This window comes from Parasynechococcus sp. (assembly GCF_045559935.1).
Classification (GTDB): Bacteria; Cyanobacteriota; Cyanobacteriia; order PCC-6307; family Cyanobiaceae; genus Parasynechococcus.
The window spans coordinates 1-14,931 of sequence record NZ_JBJLJL010000003.1; the positions used below are offsets into that span (position 1 = coordinate 1).

Below are 14,931 nucleotides of genomic sequence, written 5' to 3' on the forward strand. Positions count from 1 at the left end.
AGAATCAGACGCCGAATTCGCTGATTCACCCGAACATCTCCAGATTTCAGGAGGTCTGCTCCCGCTTCACAGCCTCGACCTTCTCGCGGAATGACTGATGACGGTCTGTGCGGGTGTTCAACTTGAGGGTGGTGTAGACCCGCGGAACCCCCAGCCGGTGCAGCTCGTCGTGACAGGCCCGCACGCAGGCCATCACCTCGTCCCAGGGTCCTTCGATCGCTGTTCCGTTGGCTCCGAGTTCATGCTCCAGACCAGCAGCCTCGATCACCCTCTGACAGGCGGCGATGTACGGCGACAGGCTGACGCCCACCCCGATCGGCACCACACAGAGATCGATGCTGACCCAGTTCACGGAGCGGGAGACATCGGTCGTTTCAGGCAACTGACCGGATAGTCGATGGTGCGCCAGTTACCGCTGCCGGTTCTCACCTCCACGGCGATTCCGCGGCCGGCGAGGGCGCAAGCCGCACCCTGGCCGGCGCACCAGGAGCGCGCTTCGTCCAGAGCCGTCTCAAGCGTGTCGTAATGGGCATCAAGCACCGGATGCGGCAGACCATCCAGGCCAACCAGCCGGTAGCGGGAGCGATGCAGCGCCATCGCGGTCCAATCCCGAAATTGTCACCATCTTCCCACGTCAGCCACTCCTCCGGATCACGGACACTGGAACGGCTTCATTCATCCAGCCGTGAGCAGCACCCTGCAGGAGGCCTACACCGCCCTGATGTCCAGAGCTCCGGGAGCGGCCTTCCGGCGTGCTCGCAGCCTGTATCTGAACAAGTACCCCCTGCCGCAGCCGGATCAGAACGGCCCCCTGCGACTGTTCGTCTGCCAGGAGCGTTGCGAAGAACTCGAACAGCCGGCACCCGACGGCGTTGCTCATCACCGCCTGGTGACGCTCACCTGCCGACCGGGAGAACTGGCTCTGGTGCACTGGCAGCAGCCAGAGGCGGCGGAACCATCGCTGATCGCCCTCTATCTGCGCGATACCTGGGGACTGGAAGCCGATGCCCTCCAGCTTCGGACCTGCGACGAACCGTGGTTCCGCGACGGAGGCCATCAGCTGCGGTTCAGTCCACCGGAGACACTGATGGACCAACAGACGCACTTTATTAACCCTCAGCGAGTGAAAATCGGTAGAGATACCAAACATGGGATTTGCCGGGCTCTACGTCAGCTATCGCTCAAAGAGAGCCCTTTCACAGCCGATGCTCACCAAATACGCAGAACGTTTTGTGCTGAGGTCCTGTTCCCAGGGGCTCTACCTCGGCGTGAACGCATCGAGCAGTCAGATCGAAGTGCGCGATTCCGTGGAGGATGCCTGGGTGTTTCACACCCACGAGGGAGCCGTCACCCACGCCCGCTGGATCGGCGAAGTGCACGGTGAAACACCTGATGTGGTGAAACTGACCGTCTGACGCTTCAGCGCTCCCCGACCAGATCGTTCCAGCTCAGGAACTTGGAGGGATCACAGAGGCCCGTCGCACGTTCCTCTGTGGAGAGCAGCGGTTTGAGTTCCGCCGATTCGGCGAGGTGTTCGGCGACTGAGATCCATCTCGAGCTCGAGTCCGCGACGTCCTTCCAGAACGACATGCTGATCTGATCCATCTCAACAGTCTCTCGGGACGGAGCTGGTCTCAGAAGTCAACGGCGACACGGCCGCCTGTGCTGCCGACAACGGCGGGCCGGCGTCAGCCGTGAATGAAATGCCGCAGACGACGGGCCTCCTCGCCCTGTTCCCGCTGCAGATCCTCGGAGCTGCGCTGGGCCAGCTCACGCTCCCGTGCCTGCAGCACATCATCCCCACTCACCTGAAAGCCTCGCTCGGCCGCCAGGGCCATCAGTTCGGGAAGCTCCATCGGTGAGGCCAGGCGGGCCGCCAGCGCCGCATCGGTATGGCGCAGCTCCAGCAGCCGGTCGAGATCCTCGAGAGACACCTTCGCTCTGCATCAGGCGCTGTTCTAGGGCAGCGACGGTTCTCAGAGAGCGAAGGCCGTGCCGCTCAACCTTTCACGGCATCTCCACTGGCACTCGGGAGGATGAAGCGCTGAAGAAGCACGAACAGCACAAGAACCGGAAGGATCGAGACCACCGACCCGGCAGCCACGATCCGCCAGTCGAGGGAAAAACTGCTCGAAAGCTGCTGCAGACCGAGCGGAAGCGTGTAGAGGCCTGGATCATCCAGGATCACGAGCGGCCAGAGGAAATCGCTCCAGGTGCCGATGAACACCAGCATGCCCAGGGTGATCAGATCTGCCCTCGCCGCTGGAATCATCACGTTCCACCACTCGCCCAGACGGCTGCAGCCATCGATCCTGGCGGCCTCCTCCAGTTCCACAGGCACCCCCAGAAAACTCTGACGCAGCAGATAGAGCCCGAAGGCGGTCGCCGCCTGGGGGATCACCAGGGCCACCAGGGTGTTGCGGAGTCCGAGCTGAACCATCAGCAGGTAGAGGGGGATCATCACCACCTGGAACGGAATCAGAATCGTGGCCACCACCAGACCCAGCACCAGCCCGCGTCCGGCGAAGCGCATCCGCGCCAGGGGATAGGCCGCCATCGAGCAGAACAGCAGGTTGGCAACCACCGCCAGCACGCTCACCACGGTGCTGTTCAGCAGATAGGTCGTGAGCGGGTTGTCCTGGAACAGGCGCCAATAGGCCTCGAGGCTGGGTTCCGCCGGCAGCAGCGCCGGCGGACTGCTGAAGATGTCTTCGCTGGGGCCCTTCAGGGAGGTGCTGACCAGCCAGAGCAGCGGAACCAGCACCAGCAGGGCCAGCAGGATCAGCAGCACCAGCTGCAGAGCGCGGGTGAACGTGCGGCGCATCGCCTCGATCTCAGAGCGTCGGACGGGAGGGGGGGACCACCGCATCCTTCTGCGGATGCAGCGATTGCTTGGCCTCCCCAGCCACCAGTCGGTTCAGAGCGTTGACGAACGCCATGGCCGCCGCCACCACCACATCGGTGTCGGCGGCATGGCCGGAGTAGAGACTTCCATCGCGCCGGAGTCGAATGGTCACTTCACCCATGGCGTCGATCCCTTCGGTCACGGATTTCACCGAGAACTCGATCAGGTCGTTGGGAATGCCGGCCAGCGTGTTCAGAGCGCGGCAGACCGCATCCACCGGACCGGTTCCCACGGCCGAAACCGTTCGCTCGCCGGCGTCATCGTCACTCAGGGTGACGGTGGCCGTGGGCCGCAGACTGCTGCCACAGCTCACCTGCACCAGCTTGAGCTGGAAGCGGGCTTCCGGCTGCTGCACCTGTTCGCTGACGATCGCCTCCAGATCACGGTCGGTGATCTCCCGTTTCCGATCGGCCAGATCCTTGAATCGTGCGAAGGCCTCATCGAGATCTTCTCGGGTGAGGTCATAGCCGAGTTCCTCGAGGCGGGCGCGCACGGCACTGCGGCCACTGAGCTTGCCGAGAGAGATGCGGTTGTCGCTCAGGCCGACGGTTCGGGCATCGATGATCTCGTAGGTCAGCCGGTTCTTGAGCACGCCGTCCTGATGGATGCCCGACTCATGGGCGAAGGCATTGGCGCCGACGATCGCCTTGTTCGGTTGCACCACCATGCCGGTGAGATTGGAGACCAGTCGTGAGGTCTTGGTGATCTCCTCGGTGCGGACCGCCGTCAGCGGTGTCGGACTGTCAGCGTCGCGTCCGAGGAACGGGTTGTAGTAACGACGGCGCACATGCAGAGCCATCACCAGCTCCTCCAGCGAGGCATTGCCGGCCCGCTCTCCGATGCCGTTGATCGTGCACTCCAGCTGCCGGGCTCCGTTCTTGACGGCTTCGAGGAAGTTGGCCACCGCGAGGCCGAGGTCGTTGTGGCCATGGACCGAGATCACCGCCTCCCCGATGTTGGGGACGTTCTGGTTGATCCCCGCGATCAGGGTCCCGAATTCACTGGGGGTGGTGTACCCCACAGTGTCCGGAATGTTGATGGTGGTGGCTCCAGCGTTGATGGCCGCCTCGATCACCTCGTAGAGAAAATCAGGATCGCTGCGTCCGGCGTCCTCACAGGAGAACTCCACATCCTCAACGAGCGACCGCGCATAGCCCACCATGTCCGGGACGATCCCCAGAACCTCCTGCCGACTCTTGCGGAGTTTGTGCTCGAGGTGAATGTCGCTGGTGGCGATGAAGGTGTGGATGCGGCTGTGAAGAGCCGGTTTCACCGCATCCGCGCAGGCCTTGATGTCGGACTTCGATGCCCGGGCCAGACCGCAGATGATCGGACCGGATTCACCGCCGACCTGTTGAGCGATGCGTTGCACGGCAGCGAAATCACCGGCGCTGGCGAAGGGGAAGCCCGCTTCGATCACATCGACTCCCAGCCGTGCAAGCTGCTGAGCGATGGCCAGCTTCTCCTCGAGATTCAGGCTGGCACCAGGGGACTGCTCCCCGTCCCGCAGGGTGGTGTCAAAGATGAGGACGCGACCGGGGTCCTTGGCCATGGCGACACTGCAGCGGCGGGCGTTAGTCGGACTGACTATGAGTTGATCAATCCTAGGCGAGTCTCCGGATCGGCCTTCTGTCAGCAGAAATACGGTCTAAATTCAGCCACCTATTGGGTGGTTCCGTGACCGAAGGCGCAATCGCCCTGGTTCTTCACGCCCACCTTCCCTACGTCCGCTCAGCGGAACCTGGATCGCTTGAGGAGGACTGGTTCTTCCAGGCGCTGATCGAGTGCTATCTCCCGCTGCTGGAGACCCTGGAACAGGCGGATGCGGATCCGGCCTGTCAGCCCAAGGTCACCATCGGGCTGTCACCGACCCTGCTCTCTCTGCTGGATGACCCCGATCTCAGGCAGCGGTTCCCCGGCTGGCTGGATCAGCGTCTTGACCTGCTTGTGGAGGTCGCGCCGGAGCTGCGCAGCCCCGCCGACCACCTCGCTGCCACCATCGAACGGCACCAGGGGGCCTGGGAAGCCTGCGGTGGTGATCTGATCGGCCGCTTCGCGGCTCTGCAGCGACGGGATGTCGTGGATCTGCTCACCTGCGGAGCCACCCACGGCTATCTGCCGCTGCTGCGACAGCATCCGGAAGCCGTCCGAGGGCAGCTGCGCACCGCGGTGCGTGAACACCACCGCCTGATCGGCGAACGTCCTCTCGGCATCTGGTTGCCCGAATGCGCCTACTACGAAGGCCTCGATCACTGGATGCGCGACGCCGGGCTTCGCTATGCGGTGCTCGACGCCCACGGGCTGCTGCATGGCCGGCCGCGCCCGCGCTACGGGGTCTATGCACCGATCTGCAGCCGTAACGGCGTCGCTTTCTTCGGGCGCGACAGCGAAGCGACCCTGCCGGTCTGGTCCGCCAAGGATGGGTATCCCGGCGACCCGCACTACCGGGAATTCCATCGCGATCTGGGCTGGGATCTACCCCTCGAGAAGCTGGCTCCACTGGGACTCTCCCAGCCGCGGCCGCTCAGCCTGAAGCTGCATCGCGTGACCGATCACAGTGCACCGTTGGAGGCGAAACAGCCCTATCAACCGGACATCGCCGCCGGACGGGTCCGGGATCACGCACGTCACTACCTGCAGGGACGTCAACGCCAGCTCAGGCAGCTGGGGGGATCGATGGCGGTGCCACCGCTTCTGGTCGCCCCCTTCGACGCCGAACTGTTCGGACACTGGTGGTTCGAAGGACCGGCCTTCCTGAAAGAACTGTTCCGTCAGGGGCCCGACCAGGGGGTGGGCTTCACACGGTTGCGGGATGTGCTGACCAGCGCCGGCCAGCTGCAGCTCTGCGACCCATGTCCCTCCAGCTGGGGACAGGGCGGCTACCACAACTACTGGCTGAACGACACCAACGCCTGGGTGGTGCCGCAATGGGAGCGGGCGGGTGAGGCCATGGTGCGGCGCTGCAGCCAGGGTGTCGCCCGCGAGAGCGACCTGGAGCTGCTGCGGCAGGCGGCCCGGGAGCTGCTGCTGTCTCAATCCTCCGACTGGAGTTTCATCCTCAGGGCCGGCACCACCACCGGACTGGCCCGCGAGCGGATCGAACGCCATCTCGAGCGCTTCTGGCGCCTGATCACCGCCATCGATGAGCGCCAGGATGTGCCTGCGGAGTGGCTGGACAACGTCAGACGGGATGACCGCCTGTTCCCCCTGATTCAGCCGCTGGACTGGGCGAAGACCGGAGCCTGATCCGCGGGAGCGCCAAGAACCAGCCCCCTGCGCAGCTCCCAGGGCGATTTGGCGAACAGTCGCAGCATCACCGCCATCAGCCTGGGGAGAGGCAGTGTGTTGGTGAGAAAGCCGCTCCACTCCTCCTGAGGCAGGGAGAAGAAGGTCTCGAAATGGCGGCGCAGCAAGCTGTCCTGGAACCCCATCAGACGCCCCAGCCCGAATTGATAGAGCTGATGACGCAACACCAGCTCCGTGGGCCAGAGGGCCTGCCAGCCCCGACGCGCCAGAGCGGCTGATCCCAGACCGGGCCGCTCCGACAGTGCCTCAGCGATCGCCCGAGCCAGATCCGGACCGCGACGCAGCAGCGCACCCACCAGGTACCCCGAGGCCGGGTGCACCATGCTCGCGGCCCCACCGAAAGCCAGCACCGGTTGCGTTCGATCCGGCAGCGGCAGGTTCATCGGAAACAGGCAGAACTCCTCGTGGATCACCTCCGTGATCCGAACCCCACGCCGATCCAGACGCTGCTGAAGCCTTTGCTGCAGCACCGCATCAGGAACGGCTGGCGCCAGGGCGAGGGAGGTCTCCTCCACGAAGAAGACCCCATCACCCAGATCCATGGCGTACAGAAACGTGGGCGGTTCCGTTCTCTGGAGATCTGTGAGGTGATCAGAGCGGAAGTCCATCAGCACAAACCGCCCAGGCGCGATCGGATCGGAGGAGAAGCGCCCCACCACGCCGTAGGCCGCCTGGCCCGCCACTGGGCCATGGTCGGGACGCCTGATGTGAGGGGTGCGGGAACCGGAGGCATCGATCACCAGCCGTGCCTGGCGCTGCAGACCTGAGCGGCAGTGAACGGTGGTGTGGTCGAGGCCGGGATCCACCCGCTCAGCCGCGTCCTGATGCCAGCTCACACCCGCAGCGTTCTCCAGCCAGTGCCGTTGCAGCGCAGCCCTGTCGAACAGGCCGTAGTCGATGCCGTGGAGGGTGGCCCGATCGCGATCCGTTCCTCCTCCTTCTCCGAAGTAACTGACCGTGTCGCTCCAGCGATGGGCCAGCAGATGCTGCAGACCGAGGCATTCCAGTTCCGACGCCCAGATGCCGTAGGTGTTCGGCCAGGGAGCATGCACCGATTCCGGTGCGATGCCCTCCACGCAGACGCCATGCCGGACCAGCTCCGACACGATGCAGAGGGCGGCCGGACCACCACCCAGCACCAGCACATCCGGATCGTGCGTCAACGTCAGTCGTCCGCTGCGGTGGCGTCCTCGTCCTGGTCGTCCTCCTGCTCGGCTTCCGGGGGAACCAGCACAACCTCCGAGAGGCGATCTCCCTTATCCAGGCGTTGCAGCCTCACGCCTGTGGCAGCACGCGACTGCTGGGGAATCGCATCCGCACTGGTGCGCACGATCACGCCTTTCTCGCTCACCAGCAGCAGCTCTTCACCGGCGCCAAGCACCCGCAGACCCACCAGCGCATCAACGTCGGTGCGGAACTTGATCGCCCGCAGCCCCATCCCAGCCCGCTTCTGCAGACGGAACTGGGTCACCGGCACCCGTTTGCCGAGTCCTGAGGCGGAAGCCACCAGCACCCAAGGCCCCTCGACGGCAGCGGAATCGCCACCCTCGTCATCGTCAGCATCACTGGCTGCCACCTGATCCGCCAGCTCAGCCGGCAGCACATCCATGCTCACCAGGCTGTCCCCCTTGCGGAGGTTCATGGCGCGGACGCCGCGGGCGCTGCGGCCGAGAGGCCGCAGTTCGTCATCGCTGAGGCGGAAATGAATGGTCATCCCCGTTCTTGAAGCGATCAGCACACTGTCTCCCTGGATGGCCAGACGGACCCAGGAGAGCGCGTCGCCGTCCTCGAGCCCGATGGCGATCAGACCGTTGGAGCGGATGTTGCTGAAAGCCGAAAGACGGGTCCGCTTGATGAAACCGCCACGGGTGAGCATCAGCAGATCGGTGTCGTCGTTGAACTCCGAGACGGCCAGCAGAGAGGTGATCTCCTCCTCTCTGGGAATCGGCAACAGCTGCACCACCGGCGTGCCCTTTGCCGTGCGGCTGCACTGGGGCACGCGGTAGGCGGGAAGCGCATACGACACACCGCGGTCGCTGAACAGCACCAAGGTGTCGTGGTCGTTGCAGCTGATGAACAGCTTCACCGCATCCTCACCCTGGCTGCGGGTTCCGGCCTTGCCGCGGGTGCCGCGACTGGTGGCCTCGAATTCGCTCACCGGCATCCGCTTGAGGTAACCGGTCTCAGTGAGCAGCACCACCGAACGCTCATTGGCGATCAGATCGATGTCGGACAGCCCACCGCCGAGGTCAAGGATCTCCGTGCGACGAGGGATGGGGTAGCGCTCCTGCAGCTGACCGAGCTCGTCCTGGATGATGCCGAACACCCGCTCACGCCGGCCAAGGATGTCCTTGTAGTCGGCGATCTTGGTGACCAGATCCTCGTGTTCAAGACGGATCTTGTCGGCCTCCAGAGCCGTCAGACGACGCAGCTGCATCTGCAGGATGGCGTCGGCCTGGACGTCGGAGAGGCCATGGCGCTCCTGCAGCTGTTGCCGAGCCGTGGCCGTATCGGGAGCAGCCCGAATCAAGGCAATGATCGGATCCAGCTGATCAAGCGCCAGCAGCAGGCCCAGCAGGATGTGGTCGCGCTCTTCGGCCTTGCGCAGCAAGTAGCGGGTGCGGCGCTCGATCGTCTCGACCCGGAAGTCGAGGAACACCTCGAGCATCTTGCGCAGGGTGAGCAGGATTGGCTCGCCATTCACCAGCGCCAACATGTAGGCGCTGAAGTTGCTCTGCAGCGGGGTGAGCTTGAACAGGTTGTTCAGCACCACCTGCGGGTAGGCGTCACGGCGCAGTTCCACCACGATCCGCATGCCATCGCGGTCGCTTTCGTCGCGGATGTCGGAGATGCCCTCGAGCTTTTTGTCGTTGACCAGCTCTGCGATGCGCTCGATCAGCGCCGCTTTGTTGGTCTGATACGGCAACTCCGTGATGATCACGGCATCGCGATCGGGGCGTCCCGGCACCTCGAGCGTTTCAATGTTGGCCACTCCGCGCATGGTCACCGAGCCGCGGCCGCCCAGGTAGGTCTCGCGGATGCCTTCACGCCCCAGGATTTGACCACCGGTGGGGAAATCCGGGCCAGGGATCAGTTGGATTAACTCCTGATCGGTGATCTCTGGGTTCGCGATCAACGCGAGTAAGCCATCAATCAGCTCATTGAGGTTGTGGGGCGGAATGTTCGTCGCCATCCCCACGGCGATGCCCGCTGAACCATTCAGCAGCAGCTGCGGGATCCGAGCCGGAAGCACGGTCGGCTCCTGCTGGGAGCCGTCGAAGTTATCGGCGAAATCAACCGTCTCCGCCTCGATGTCTTCCAGGAGGCTGTCGGTGGTCAGCGCCCGCAACCGCGATTCGGTGTATCGCATGGCCGCCGGTGGATCGTTGTCCACCGAGCCGAAATTGCCGTGCCCATCAATCAGGGGCATCGACATCGAGAAGTCCTGGGCCATGCGCACCAGGGCGTCGTACACGGCGGTGTCGCCGTGGGGGTGATATTTGCCGAGCACTTCGCCCACCACACGGGCGCATTTGCGGTAGGGCCTGTCGCTGGTGAGGCCCAGCTCATACATCGCGTAAAGGATCCGGCGATGCACCGGCTTGAGGCCATCGCGGGCATCGGGCAGCGCCCGACCCACGATCACGCTCATCGCGTATTCCAGATAGGAACGCGACATCTCGTTGCGCAGATCCGTCTGGATGATTCGATCGTCGGAATCGCCGGGACCGCCGCCTCCGGGCCCCACTGAAACCGCCATACAAGGGTTTGTCTGCCTCGCTTCAGTTTATCTCGGCCTGCGGAACATCCCAAAAACCTCAGATAGGCTGCCGTTTCCAGATTCGCCGGTGTCATGGGACCGACTGACGAACCCCTCTCCGACGCTGCGGCGAGCGGCGGTCCGACACCCACACCGGCCCCCACTCCCACTGTGACGCCGGAGCCGACACCCGCTCCAACGCCGGCCCCAACCCCTGCCGTGACCCCGGAGCCGACGCCCGCTGCCACACCGGCTCCAACACCATCACCTTCCGCAGACCCGACCATCACGGCCAGCGTGACGATCCCCGCTCAGGGGAACGCGGAAGGCGAGGGCGGCGAATGGAACCTGCTGCTGGAGAAGCTGCGGGGCCTGATCGACGGAGATCAGCTCAAGGTCCTCTGGATCCAGCTGCGACTGCCGATCCGCCTGATCACCGCCCTGATCCTTCTGGTGGTGGGCGTGCAGATCTACAGCGGTCTCATCCGCACGATCAACAGCGTGCCCGTCGGTTCAGGACTGCTGGAGCTGATCGGTCTGATCTGGCTGGTGCGGTTCAGCCTGACCAACCTGATCCGCAGAAGTGATCGCGCCGAGGTGATCAGCTCGCTTCGGGCCCGCTGGGACAAGGTGATCGGACGCTGAGTCCCCCCTGCCGAGCGGCACTGCGGTCAATCCCGGTTGGTAGCTTGAACCGACTCGACCAGACCGCGCGGTGGACATTCAGCTCGGACGCTTCAAGACCGTTCGCCGGGCCTACGGAATTGATGAAATCGCCCTGGTGCCAGGGGGAAGGACCGTCGATCCCGACGTCACGGACACCCGTTGGAGCCTCGGGGGGATCGAGCGGGAGATTCCGATCATCGCCAGCGCCATGGACGGTGTTGTCGATGTCGCCATGGCTGCGAGGTTGTCGGAACTGGGAGCGCTGGGGGTTCTGAACCTCGAGGGCGTGCAGACCCGTTATGAAGACCCCAACCCGATCCTGGATCGGATTGCAGCGGTCGGGAAGGACGCCTTTGTGCCGCTCATGCAGGAGCTTTACAGCGCTCCTGTGCAGGAAGACCTGATCCGGCAGCGCATCAGGGAGATCAAGGAGAGGGGGGGCATCGCCGCGGTCAGCGGCACCCCTGTGGCCGCGATGCGCTTCGGGTCAGCGATCGCGGAAGCCGGTGCTGATCTGTTCTTTGTTCAGGCGACCGTGGTGTCGACGGAGCACATCGGACCTGAGGGACGGGCCAGCCTTGACCTGGAAGCCCTTTGCCGCGACATGGGTGTTCCCGTTGTGATCGGCAACTGCGTCACCTACGAAGTCGCCCTGCAGCTGATGCGGGCCGGTGCCGCCGGCGTTCTGGTGGGAATCGGTCCGGGGGCCGCCTGCACATCCCGTGGGGTGCTGGGAGTCGGCATTCCCCAGGCCACGGCGGTGGCCGACTGTGCAGCCGCCCGCCGCGACTACGAACAGGAGAGCGGCCGCCACGTGCCGATCGTGGCGGATGGTGGCATCGTCACCGGCGGAGACATCTGCAAGTGCATCGCCTGCGGAGCCGATGCGGTGATGATCGGCTCCCCGATCGCCCGTGCTGACGAGGCGCCGGGTCGTGGGTTCCACTGGGGCATGGCGACCCCGAGCCCTGTTCTGCCCCGCGGAACGCGCATCAACGTCGGCAGCACCGGAAGCATCGAGCGAATCCTGCGCGGACCCGCACTGCTCGACGACGGCACCCACAACCTGCTCGGTGCTCTGAAGACCTCGATGGGCACCCTGGGAGCCAAGACGCTGCGGGACATGCAGGAGGTGGAGGTGGTGGTGGCTCCATCCCTGCTGACGGAAGGAAAGGTGTATCAGAAAGCACAACATCTGGGGATGGGCAAGTAATCCGCAACAACTCCGACCCGGGAGCGGAGACGCAACCGGATCCCGGAGTTAGGGTCGGGTTGTGTGCGGGCCTAGGTCCACACACTCCTCACACCCCCCGGCCCGACGAGCTCGGGCTTTCTCTCTTTTTGCGGAGCCATCGCTGATTCCAAGGGCGTCCACCGGATCTCTGAAAGGCCTGGATTTCGTTGCTACATTCCTCGCAATCCACTCCGGGTTTATGTCCAGCGCCGCTCCGGTCACTGACGCTTCCTTCGAGCAGGACGTTCTCCAGAGTGATGTGCCGGTTCTTGTCGATTTCTGGGCCCCATGGTGCGGACCCTGCCGCATGGTCGCTCCGATCGTTGACGAGATCGCCAAGGAATTCGAAGGTCAGATCAAGGTTTTCAAACTCAACACCGACGAGAACCCCAACGTCGCCAGTCAGTACGGCATCCGCAGCATCCCCACGTTGATGGTGTTCAAGGGTGGGCAAAAGGTTGACACCGTCGTTGGTGCTGTTCCCAAGGCAACCCTCTCCGGCACCATCTCCAAGTACCTCTGATCGGGGACGCGTTCCCTCTTTGATTTGGAACTGGGACTGATCGATTACGGCATGGGCAATCTGCACTCCGTGCGGAAAGCCCTTGAACGACTTGGTCAGAGCCTGCGCCCTGTTTCAGCTCCCCACCAGCTCCAGGGCTGCGATGCCCTCATCCTCCCGGGGGTCGGCGCCTTCGACCCCGCTATGGAGAACCTGGAGGCCACCGGGCTGGTTCCCCACCTGAAGCGCTGGGGTGAGGAGCAGCGTCCGATCCTCGGGATCTGTCTCGGGCTTCAATTGCTGTTCGACTCCAGCGCCGAAGGGGAACGCGACGGGCTCGGACTGCTGCAGGGTCGGATTGAACGACTTCCGGTTCAGCAGGGGGAGCGGATCCCCCACATGGGCTGGGCTCCACTCTCCTGGCGACAGAGTTGTCCGCTGCTGCCTCCCGAGGAACCGGCGCCCTGGGTGTATTTCGTGCACTCCTTCGCCGCCGTTCCGTCCGATCCGAAAACAACCGCCGCGACGGCACCCTTCGGTGCCACCGATGTGACGGCGATCGTCTGGGAGGGCAGGACCGGGGCCTGTCAGTTCCATCCGGAGAAATCGTCCGACGCAGGGAACGGGCTGCTGCGTCGCTGGATCGAATGGCTCAGCGCCGGGGCCCCCCTGCTGCCATGAGCGGCCAACTGCGCCTCAGCGGGGGACGCAGACTCAAGAGTCCTCCGGGCCGAGGCACGCGCCCCACCACCGCCCGGGTGAGAGAAGCCGTGATGAACATGCTCGGCAGCCGTCTTGAGGGCTGTCGCTGGCTCGACCTCTGCAGTGGCAGCGGAATCATGGGCTGCGAGGCGCTGCTGCATGGAGCCGCCGCCGTTGTGGCGGTCGAACGGGACGCGAAGACGGCGGCCGTTTGCTCGGAGAACCTGGGCATCGCGGTTGAATCCGCGCCACAACCCTGCGGGTTCGAGGTGATCCGTCAGGACCTGGCCAGCTGTCTGCGTCGCGGCTGGACGCGGCCGGGATTCGATCTCGTCTACATCGATCCGCCCTATGCCTCGGGCCTCCTCACCATTGCCCTCACACTTCTGAGCGAAGGAACCTGGCTCAACCCGGATGCCCTGGTGATCTGCGAACACCCCGCGAATGCCAGCATCGAGCTGCCGCAAGGGTGGACCATCAAGGACCGCCGCCGCTACGGCATCAGCGGCCTGCTGCTGCTCAACCCTCCAGAGCACCACCGCGGCGGTACTGGTTCCATGCCGCCACGAACAGACCCAGCAGCGTGACGGGAATCAGCCCCAGAACAATGCCGCAGAGAAGGGGTTCGATCATGACGACGCGTCGGCAGGGAGAATCGAACACAATTCTTCCATGACCTGTTCATCCGAGCATGGAGTCGACATCAACTGCTGCGGAAGAGGCTGCCGTCATCAAAGAGGGGGGCCGCGGACTGATCACCGCCCTGGTGGTACTCGCCGCCAGCGCCTGCATCGTGCTGCTGCTCTGGGTTCTGGGGAATGCCCGCCAGGATCCCTACATCCGGGCCACCCTGGATCTGCAGGGCTCCACGGACCATGGCGGGCAGCTGTTCCGGATCAACTGCGCCGGCTGTCACGGTCTGGCCGGACAGGGATTGCTCGGGCCCACGCTCAAGGGCATCACCGAGCGAGTCGGTGATGCGCAGCTGATTCATCAGATCGTGAGCGGTGAGACCCCGCCGATGCCGAGTTTCCAGATTGAGCCGAAGGCCATGGCTGATCTTCTGGCCCATCTGCACCAGCTGAGTTGAAGCGCCCGCAGACGGTGGTCGTCCTGGTGGAGCCGGCCGGGCCGATCAACGTGGGCAGCGTTGCGCGGCTGTGCGCCAATTTCGAGGTGCGGGAACTGCGTCTGGTCAGCCCCGTCTGCGACCCAATGGATCCGGAGGCTTGCCGGATGGCCGTCCATGGTCTGGAGCTGCTGAGAACAGCACGGAGCTGCACATCGCTGCTGGAGGCGGTGGCCGACTGCCGGCGCGTGGTGGCGAGCTGCGGACGCCTGGATCACGGCTCGATCCCCCTGCATGCTCCGGAAGAGGCGCTGGGCTGGCTTCTCACCGGCAGGCAGGATCAGAGCGACGATCAACCCGTCGCCGTGGTGTTCGGCCGCGAGGACCGGGGGCTCAGCAACGATGAGCTGCGGCTCTGCCAGCGCGTGCTGACCCTGCACAGCTCCGGCAGTTATCCCTCGCTCAACCTTTCGCATGCTGTCGCCGTGGTGCTGCACGAGCTGGCCCGACTGCAGACCCTGCCAGAGCATGACGGCGATGCCGAACCGGACCCGGCCCCGCCGCGCCAGCTGGATCACTGCCTGGAGGATGCTTCAGACCTCCTGCTGGACGTGGGCTTTCTGCTGCCTCACACCGCCGCGGCACGGATGAACAAGGTTCGCGATCTGCTGCAACGGGCTTCGATCCAGGCCGGGGAAGTGGCTCTGATCCGGGGAATGGTGCGTCAGCTTCGCTGGGCGCTCACCACCCGACGCCCCTAACCTCTGCCGATGATCCGCGAGCAACA

At 64.5% G+C, this 14,931-nt stretch carries 18 protein-coding genes and 1 pseudogene; 9 read left to right on the plus strand and 10 right to left on the minus strand.

Going from position 1 to position 14,931, the window contains the following annotated elements; all coding sequences use genetic code 11:
* Positions 1 to 46: 46 nt before the first annotated feature.
* From ACJ0G7_RS01280 to ACJ0G7_RS01290, 3 genes are read right to left on the minus strand one after another with little or no spacing between them, the layout of a single operon-like run.
* Positions 47 to 382 carry an MTH1187 family thiamine-binding protein gene (locus ACJ0G7_RS01280; protein WP_253912817.1) on the minus strand — a complete coding sequence of 112 codons (336 nt, stop codon included), beginning with the start codon at positions 380 to 382 and terminating at the stop codon, positions 47 to 49.
* Entirely contained in the window at positions 349 to 597 is a 249-nt protein-coding gene (locus ACJ0G7_RS01285; RefSeq protein ID WP_043692018.1) for a hypothetical protein, read from the minus strand. The genes ACJ0G7_RS01280 and ACJ0G7_RS01285 overlap by 34 nt, the downstream gene beginning before the upstream one ends.
* A gap of 37 nt (positions 598 to 634) precedes the next feature.
* A complete protein-coding gene (locus tag ACJ0G7_RS01290) occupies positions 635 to 1,057 on the minus strand; it encodes a hypothetical protein (RefSeq protein ID WP_407394851.1) in 423 nt (140 codons plus the stop codon).
* 148 nt (positions 1,058 to 1,205) lie between these two features.
* On the opposite strand from ACJ0G7_RS01290, the gene ACJ0G7_RS01295 reads away from it, so the two are divergent.
* Complete coding sequence (locus ACJ0G7_RS01295; RefSeq protein WP_043696771.1) at positions 1,206 to 1,415, plus strand: hypothetical protein; 210 nt, start codon at positions 1,206 to 1,208, stop codon at positions 1,413 to 1,415.
* Between the two features lie 4 nt (positions 1,416 to 1,419).
* Here ACJ0G7_RS01295 and ACJ0G7_RS01300 read toward each other — a convergent pair whose 3' ends face one another.
* From ACJ0G7_RS01300 to ACJ0G7_RS01315, 4 genes are all read right to left on the minus strand, one after another.
* The gene (locus ACJ0G7_RS01300) at positions 1,420 to 1,605 is read right to left on the minus strand and encodes a hypothetical protein (RefSeq protein ID WP_043692022.1); all 186 of its coding nucleotides are present in this window, start codon (positions 1,603 to 1,605) and stop codon (positions 1,420 to 1,422) included.
* A gap of 83 nt (positions 1,606 to 1,688) precedes the next feature.
* A complete protein-coding gene (locus ACJ0G7_RS01305) occupies positions 1,689 to 1,934 on the minus strand; it encodes a Nif11-like leader peptide family RiPP precursor (RefSeq protein ID WP_043692027.1) in 246 nt (81 codons plus the stop codon).
* Between the two features lie 65 nt (positions 1,935 to 1,999).
* On the minus strand, positions 2,000 to 2,824 hold the full coding sequence (locus ACJ0G7_RS01310; RefSeq protein ID WP_043696774.1) for a carbohydrate ABC transporter permease: 825 nt from the start codon (positions 2,822 to 2,824) through the stop codon (positions 2,000 to 2,002).
* 10 nt (positions 2,825 to 2,834) lie between these two features.
* Entirely contained in the window at positions 2,835 to 4,457 is a 1,623-nt protein-coding gene (locus tag ACJ0G7_RS01315) for a 2-isopropylmalate synthase (protein ID WP_043692031.1), read from the minus strand.
* A 125-nt stretch (positions 4,458 to 4,582) separates the two neighbouring features.
* On the opposite strand from ACJ0G7_RS01315, the gene ACJ0G7_RS01320 reads away from it, so the two are divergent.
* Positions 4,583 to 6,151 carry a glycoside hydrolase family 57 protein gene (locus ACJ0G7_RS01320; protein ID WP_407394854.1) on the plus strand — a complete coding sequence of 523 codons (1,569 nt, stop codon included), beginning with the start codon at positions 4,583 to 4,585 and terminating at the stop codon, positions 6,149 to 6,151.
* Here ACJ0G7_RS01320 and crtL read toward each other — a convergent pair.
* Positions 6,118 to 7,374 (minus strand): lycopene beta cyclase, encoded by a 1,257-nt coding sequence (crtL, locus tag ACJ0G7_RS01325; protein ID WP_407394856.1) that lies wholly within the window; start codon positions 7,372 to 7,374, stop codon positions 6,118 to 6,120. The genes ACJ0G7_RS01320 and crtL overlap by 34 nt on opposite strands.
* Positions 7,375 to 7,376: 2 nt before the next feature.
* Entirely contained in the window at positions 7,377 to 9,971 is a 2,595-nt protein-coding gene (gyrA, locus tag ACJ0G7_RS01330) for a DNA gyrase subunit A (protein ID WP_407394858.1), read from the minus strand.
* A gap of 93 nt (positions 9,972 to 10,064) precedes the next feature.
* On the opposite strand from gyrA, the gene ACJ0G7_RS01335 reads away from it, so the two are divergent.
* From ACJ0G7_RS01335 to rsmD, 5 genes and pseudogenes are all read left to right on the plus strand, one after another.
* Complete coding sequence (locus ACJ0G7_RS01335) at positions 10,065 to 10,616, plus strand: CAAD domain-containing protein (RefSeq protein ID WP_407394859.1); 552 nt, start codon at positions 10,065 to 10,067, stop codon at positions 10,614 to 10,616.
* A 70-nt stretch (positions 10,617 to 10,686) separates the two neighbouring features.
* Complete coding sequence (locus tag ACJ0G7_RS01340; RefSeq protein WP_043692057.1) at positions 10,687 to 11,850, plus strand: GuaB3 family IMP dehydrogenase-related protein; 1,164 nt, start codon at positions 10,687 to 10,689, stop codon at positions 11,848 to 11,850.
* A 220-nt stretch (positions 11,851 to 12,070) separates the two neighbouring features.
* Positions 12,071 to 12,394 carry a thioredoxin gene (gene trxA, locus ACJ0G7_RS01345; protein ID WP_043692066.1) on the plus strand — a complete coding sequence of 108 codons (324 nt, stop codon included), beginning with the start codon at positions 12,071 to 12,073 and terminating at the stop codon, positions 12,392 to 12,394.
* Positions 12,395 to 12,418: 24 nt separating this feature from the next.
* Positions 12,419 to 13,054 (plus strand): imidazole glycerol phosphate synthase subunit HisH, encoded by a 636-nt coding sequence (gene hisH, locus ACJ0G7_RS01350; RefSeq protein WP_407394862.1) that lies wholly within the window; start codon positions 12,419 to 12,421, stop codon positions 13,052 to 13,054.
* Positions 13,051 to 13,584: pseudogene (gene rsmD / locus ACJ0G7_RS01355) on the plus strand (16S rRNA (guanine(966)-N(2))-methyltransferase RsmD); the annotation flags it as partial. The gene hisH and the pseudogene rsmD, both read left to right, overlap by 4 nt.
* A gap of 10 nt (positions 13,585 to 13,594) precedes the next feature.
* Here rsmD and petG read toward each other — a convergent pair.
* Complete coding sequence (petG, locus tag ACJ0G7_RS01360) at positions 13,595 to 13,708, minus strand: cytochrome b6-f complex subunit V (protein ID WP_071839763.1); 114 nt, start codon at positions 13,706 to 13,708, stop codon at positions 13,595 to 13,597.
* Positions 13,709 to 13,766: 58 nt separating this feature from the next.
* On the opposite strand from petG, the gene ACJ0G7_RS01365 reads away from it, so the two are divergent.
* Together ACJ0G7_RS01365 and ACJ0G7_RS01370 are read left to right on the plus strand one after the other, a co-directional pair.
* Entirely contained in the window at positions 13,767 to 14,165 is a 399-nt protein-coding gene (locus tag ACJ0G7_RS01365; RefSeq protein ID WP_407394863.1) for a c-type cytochrome, read from the plus strand.
* Positions 14,162 to 14,905: an RNA methyltransferase gene (locus ACJ0G7_RS01370; RefSeq protein WP_407394865.1), complete on the plus strand. Its 744-nt coding sequence runs from the start codon at positions 14,162 to 14,164 to the stop codon at positions 14,903 to 14,905. The genes ACJ0G7_RS01365 and ACJ0G7_RS01370 overlap by 4 nt, the downstream gene beginning before the upstream one ends.
* The last annotated feature ends 26 nt before the right edge of the window (positions 14,906 to 14,931 follow it).

Coding starts and splice junctions, on each gene's coding strand:
- ACJ0G7_RS01285 (WP_043692018.1), bottom strand. CDS start 597: ATGGCGCTGCATCGCTCCCGCTACCGGCTGGTTGGCCTGGATGGTCTG.
- ACJ0G7_RS01290 (WP_407394851.1), bottom strand. CDS start 1,057: ATGGCCTCCGTCGCGGAACCACGGTTCGTCGCAGGTCCGAAGCTGGAG.
- ACJ0G7_RS01295 (WP_043696771.1), top strand. CDS start 1,206: ATGCTCACCAAATACGCAGAACGTTTTGTGCTGAGGTCCTGTTCCCAG.
- ACJ0G7_RS01300 (WP_043692022.1), bottom strand. CDS start 1,605: ATGGATCAGATCAGCATGTCGTTCTGGAAGGACGTCGCGGACTCGAGC.
- ACJ0G7_RS01310 (WP_043696774.1), bottom strand. CDS start 2,824: ATGCGCCGCACGTTCACCCGCGCTCTGCAGCTGGTGCTGCTGATCCTG.
- ACJ0G7_RS01315 (WP_043692031.1), bottom strand. CDS start 4,457: ATGGCCAAGGACCCCGGTCGCGTCCTCATCTTTGACACCACCCTGCGG.
- gyrA (WP_407394858.1), bottom strand. CDS start 9,971: ATGGCGGTTTCAGTGGGGCCCGGAGGCGGCGGTCCCGGCGATTCCGAC.
- ACJ0G7_RS01335 (WP_407394859.1), top strand. CDS start 10,065: ATGGGACCGACTGACGAACCCCTCTCCGACGCTGCGGCGAGCGGCGGT.
- trxA (WP_043692066.1), top strand. CDS start 12,071: ATGTCCAGCGCCGCTCCGGTCACTGACGCTTCCTTCGAGCAGGACGTT.
- petG (WP_071839763.1), bottom strand. CDS start 13,708: ATGATCGAACCCCTTCTCTGCGGCATTGTTCTGGGGCTGATTCCCGTC.
- ACJ0G7_RS01365 (WP_407394863.1), top strand. CDS start 13,767: ATGGAGTCGACATCAACTGCTGCGGAAGAGGCTGCCGTCATCAAAGAG.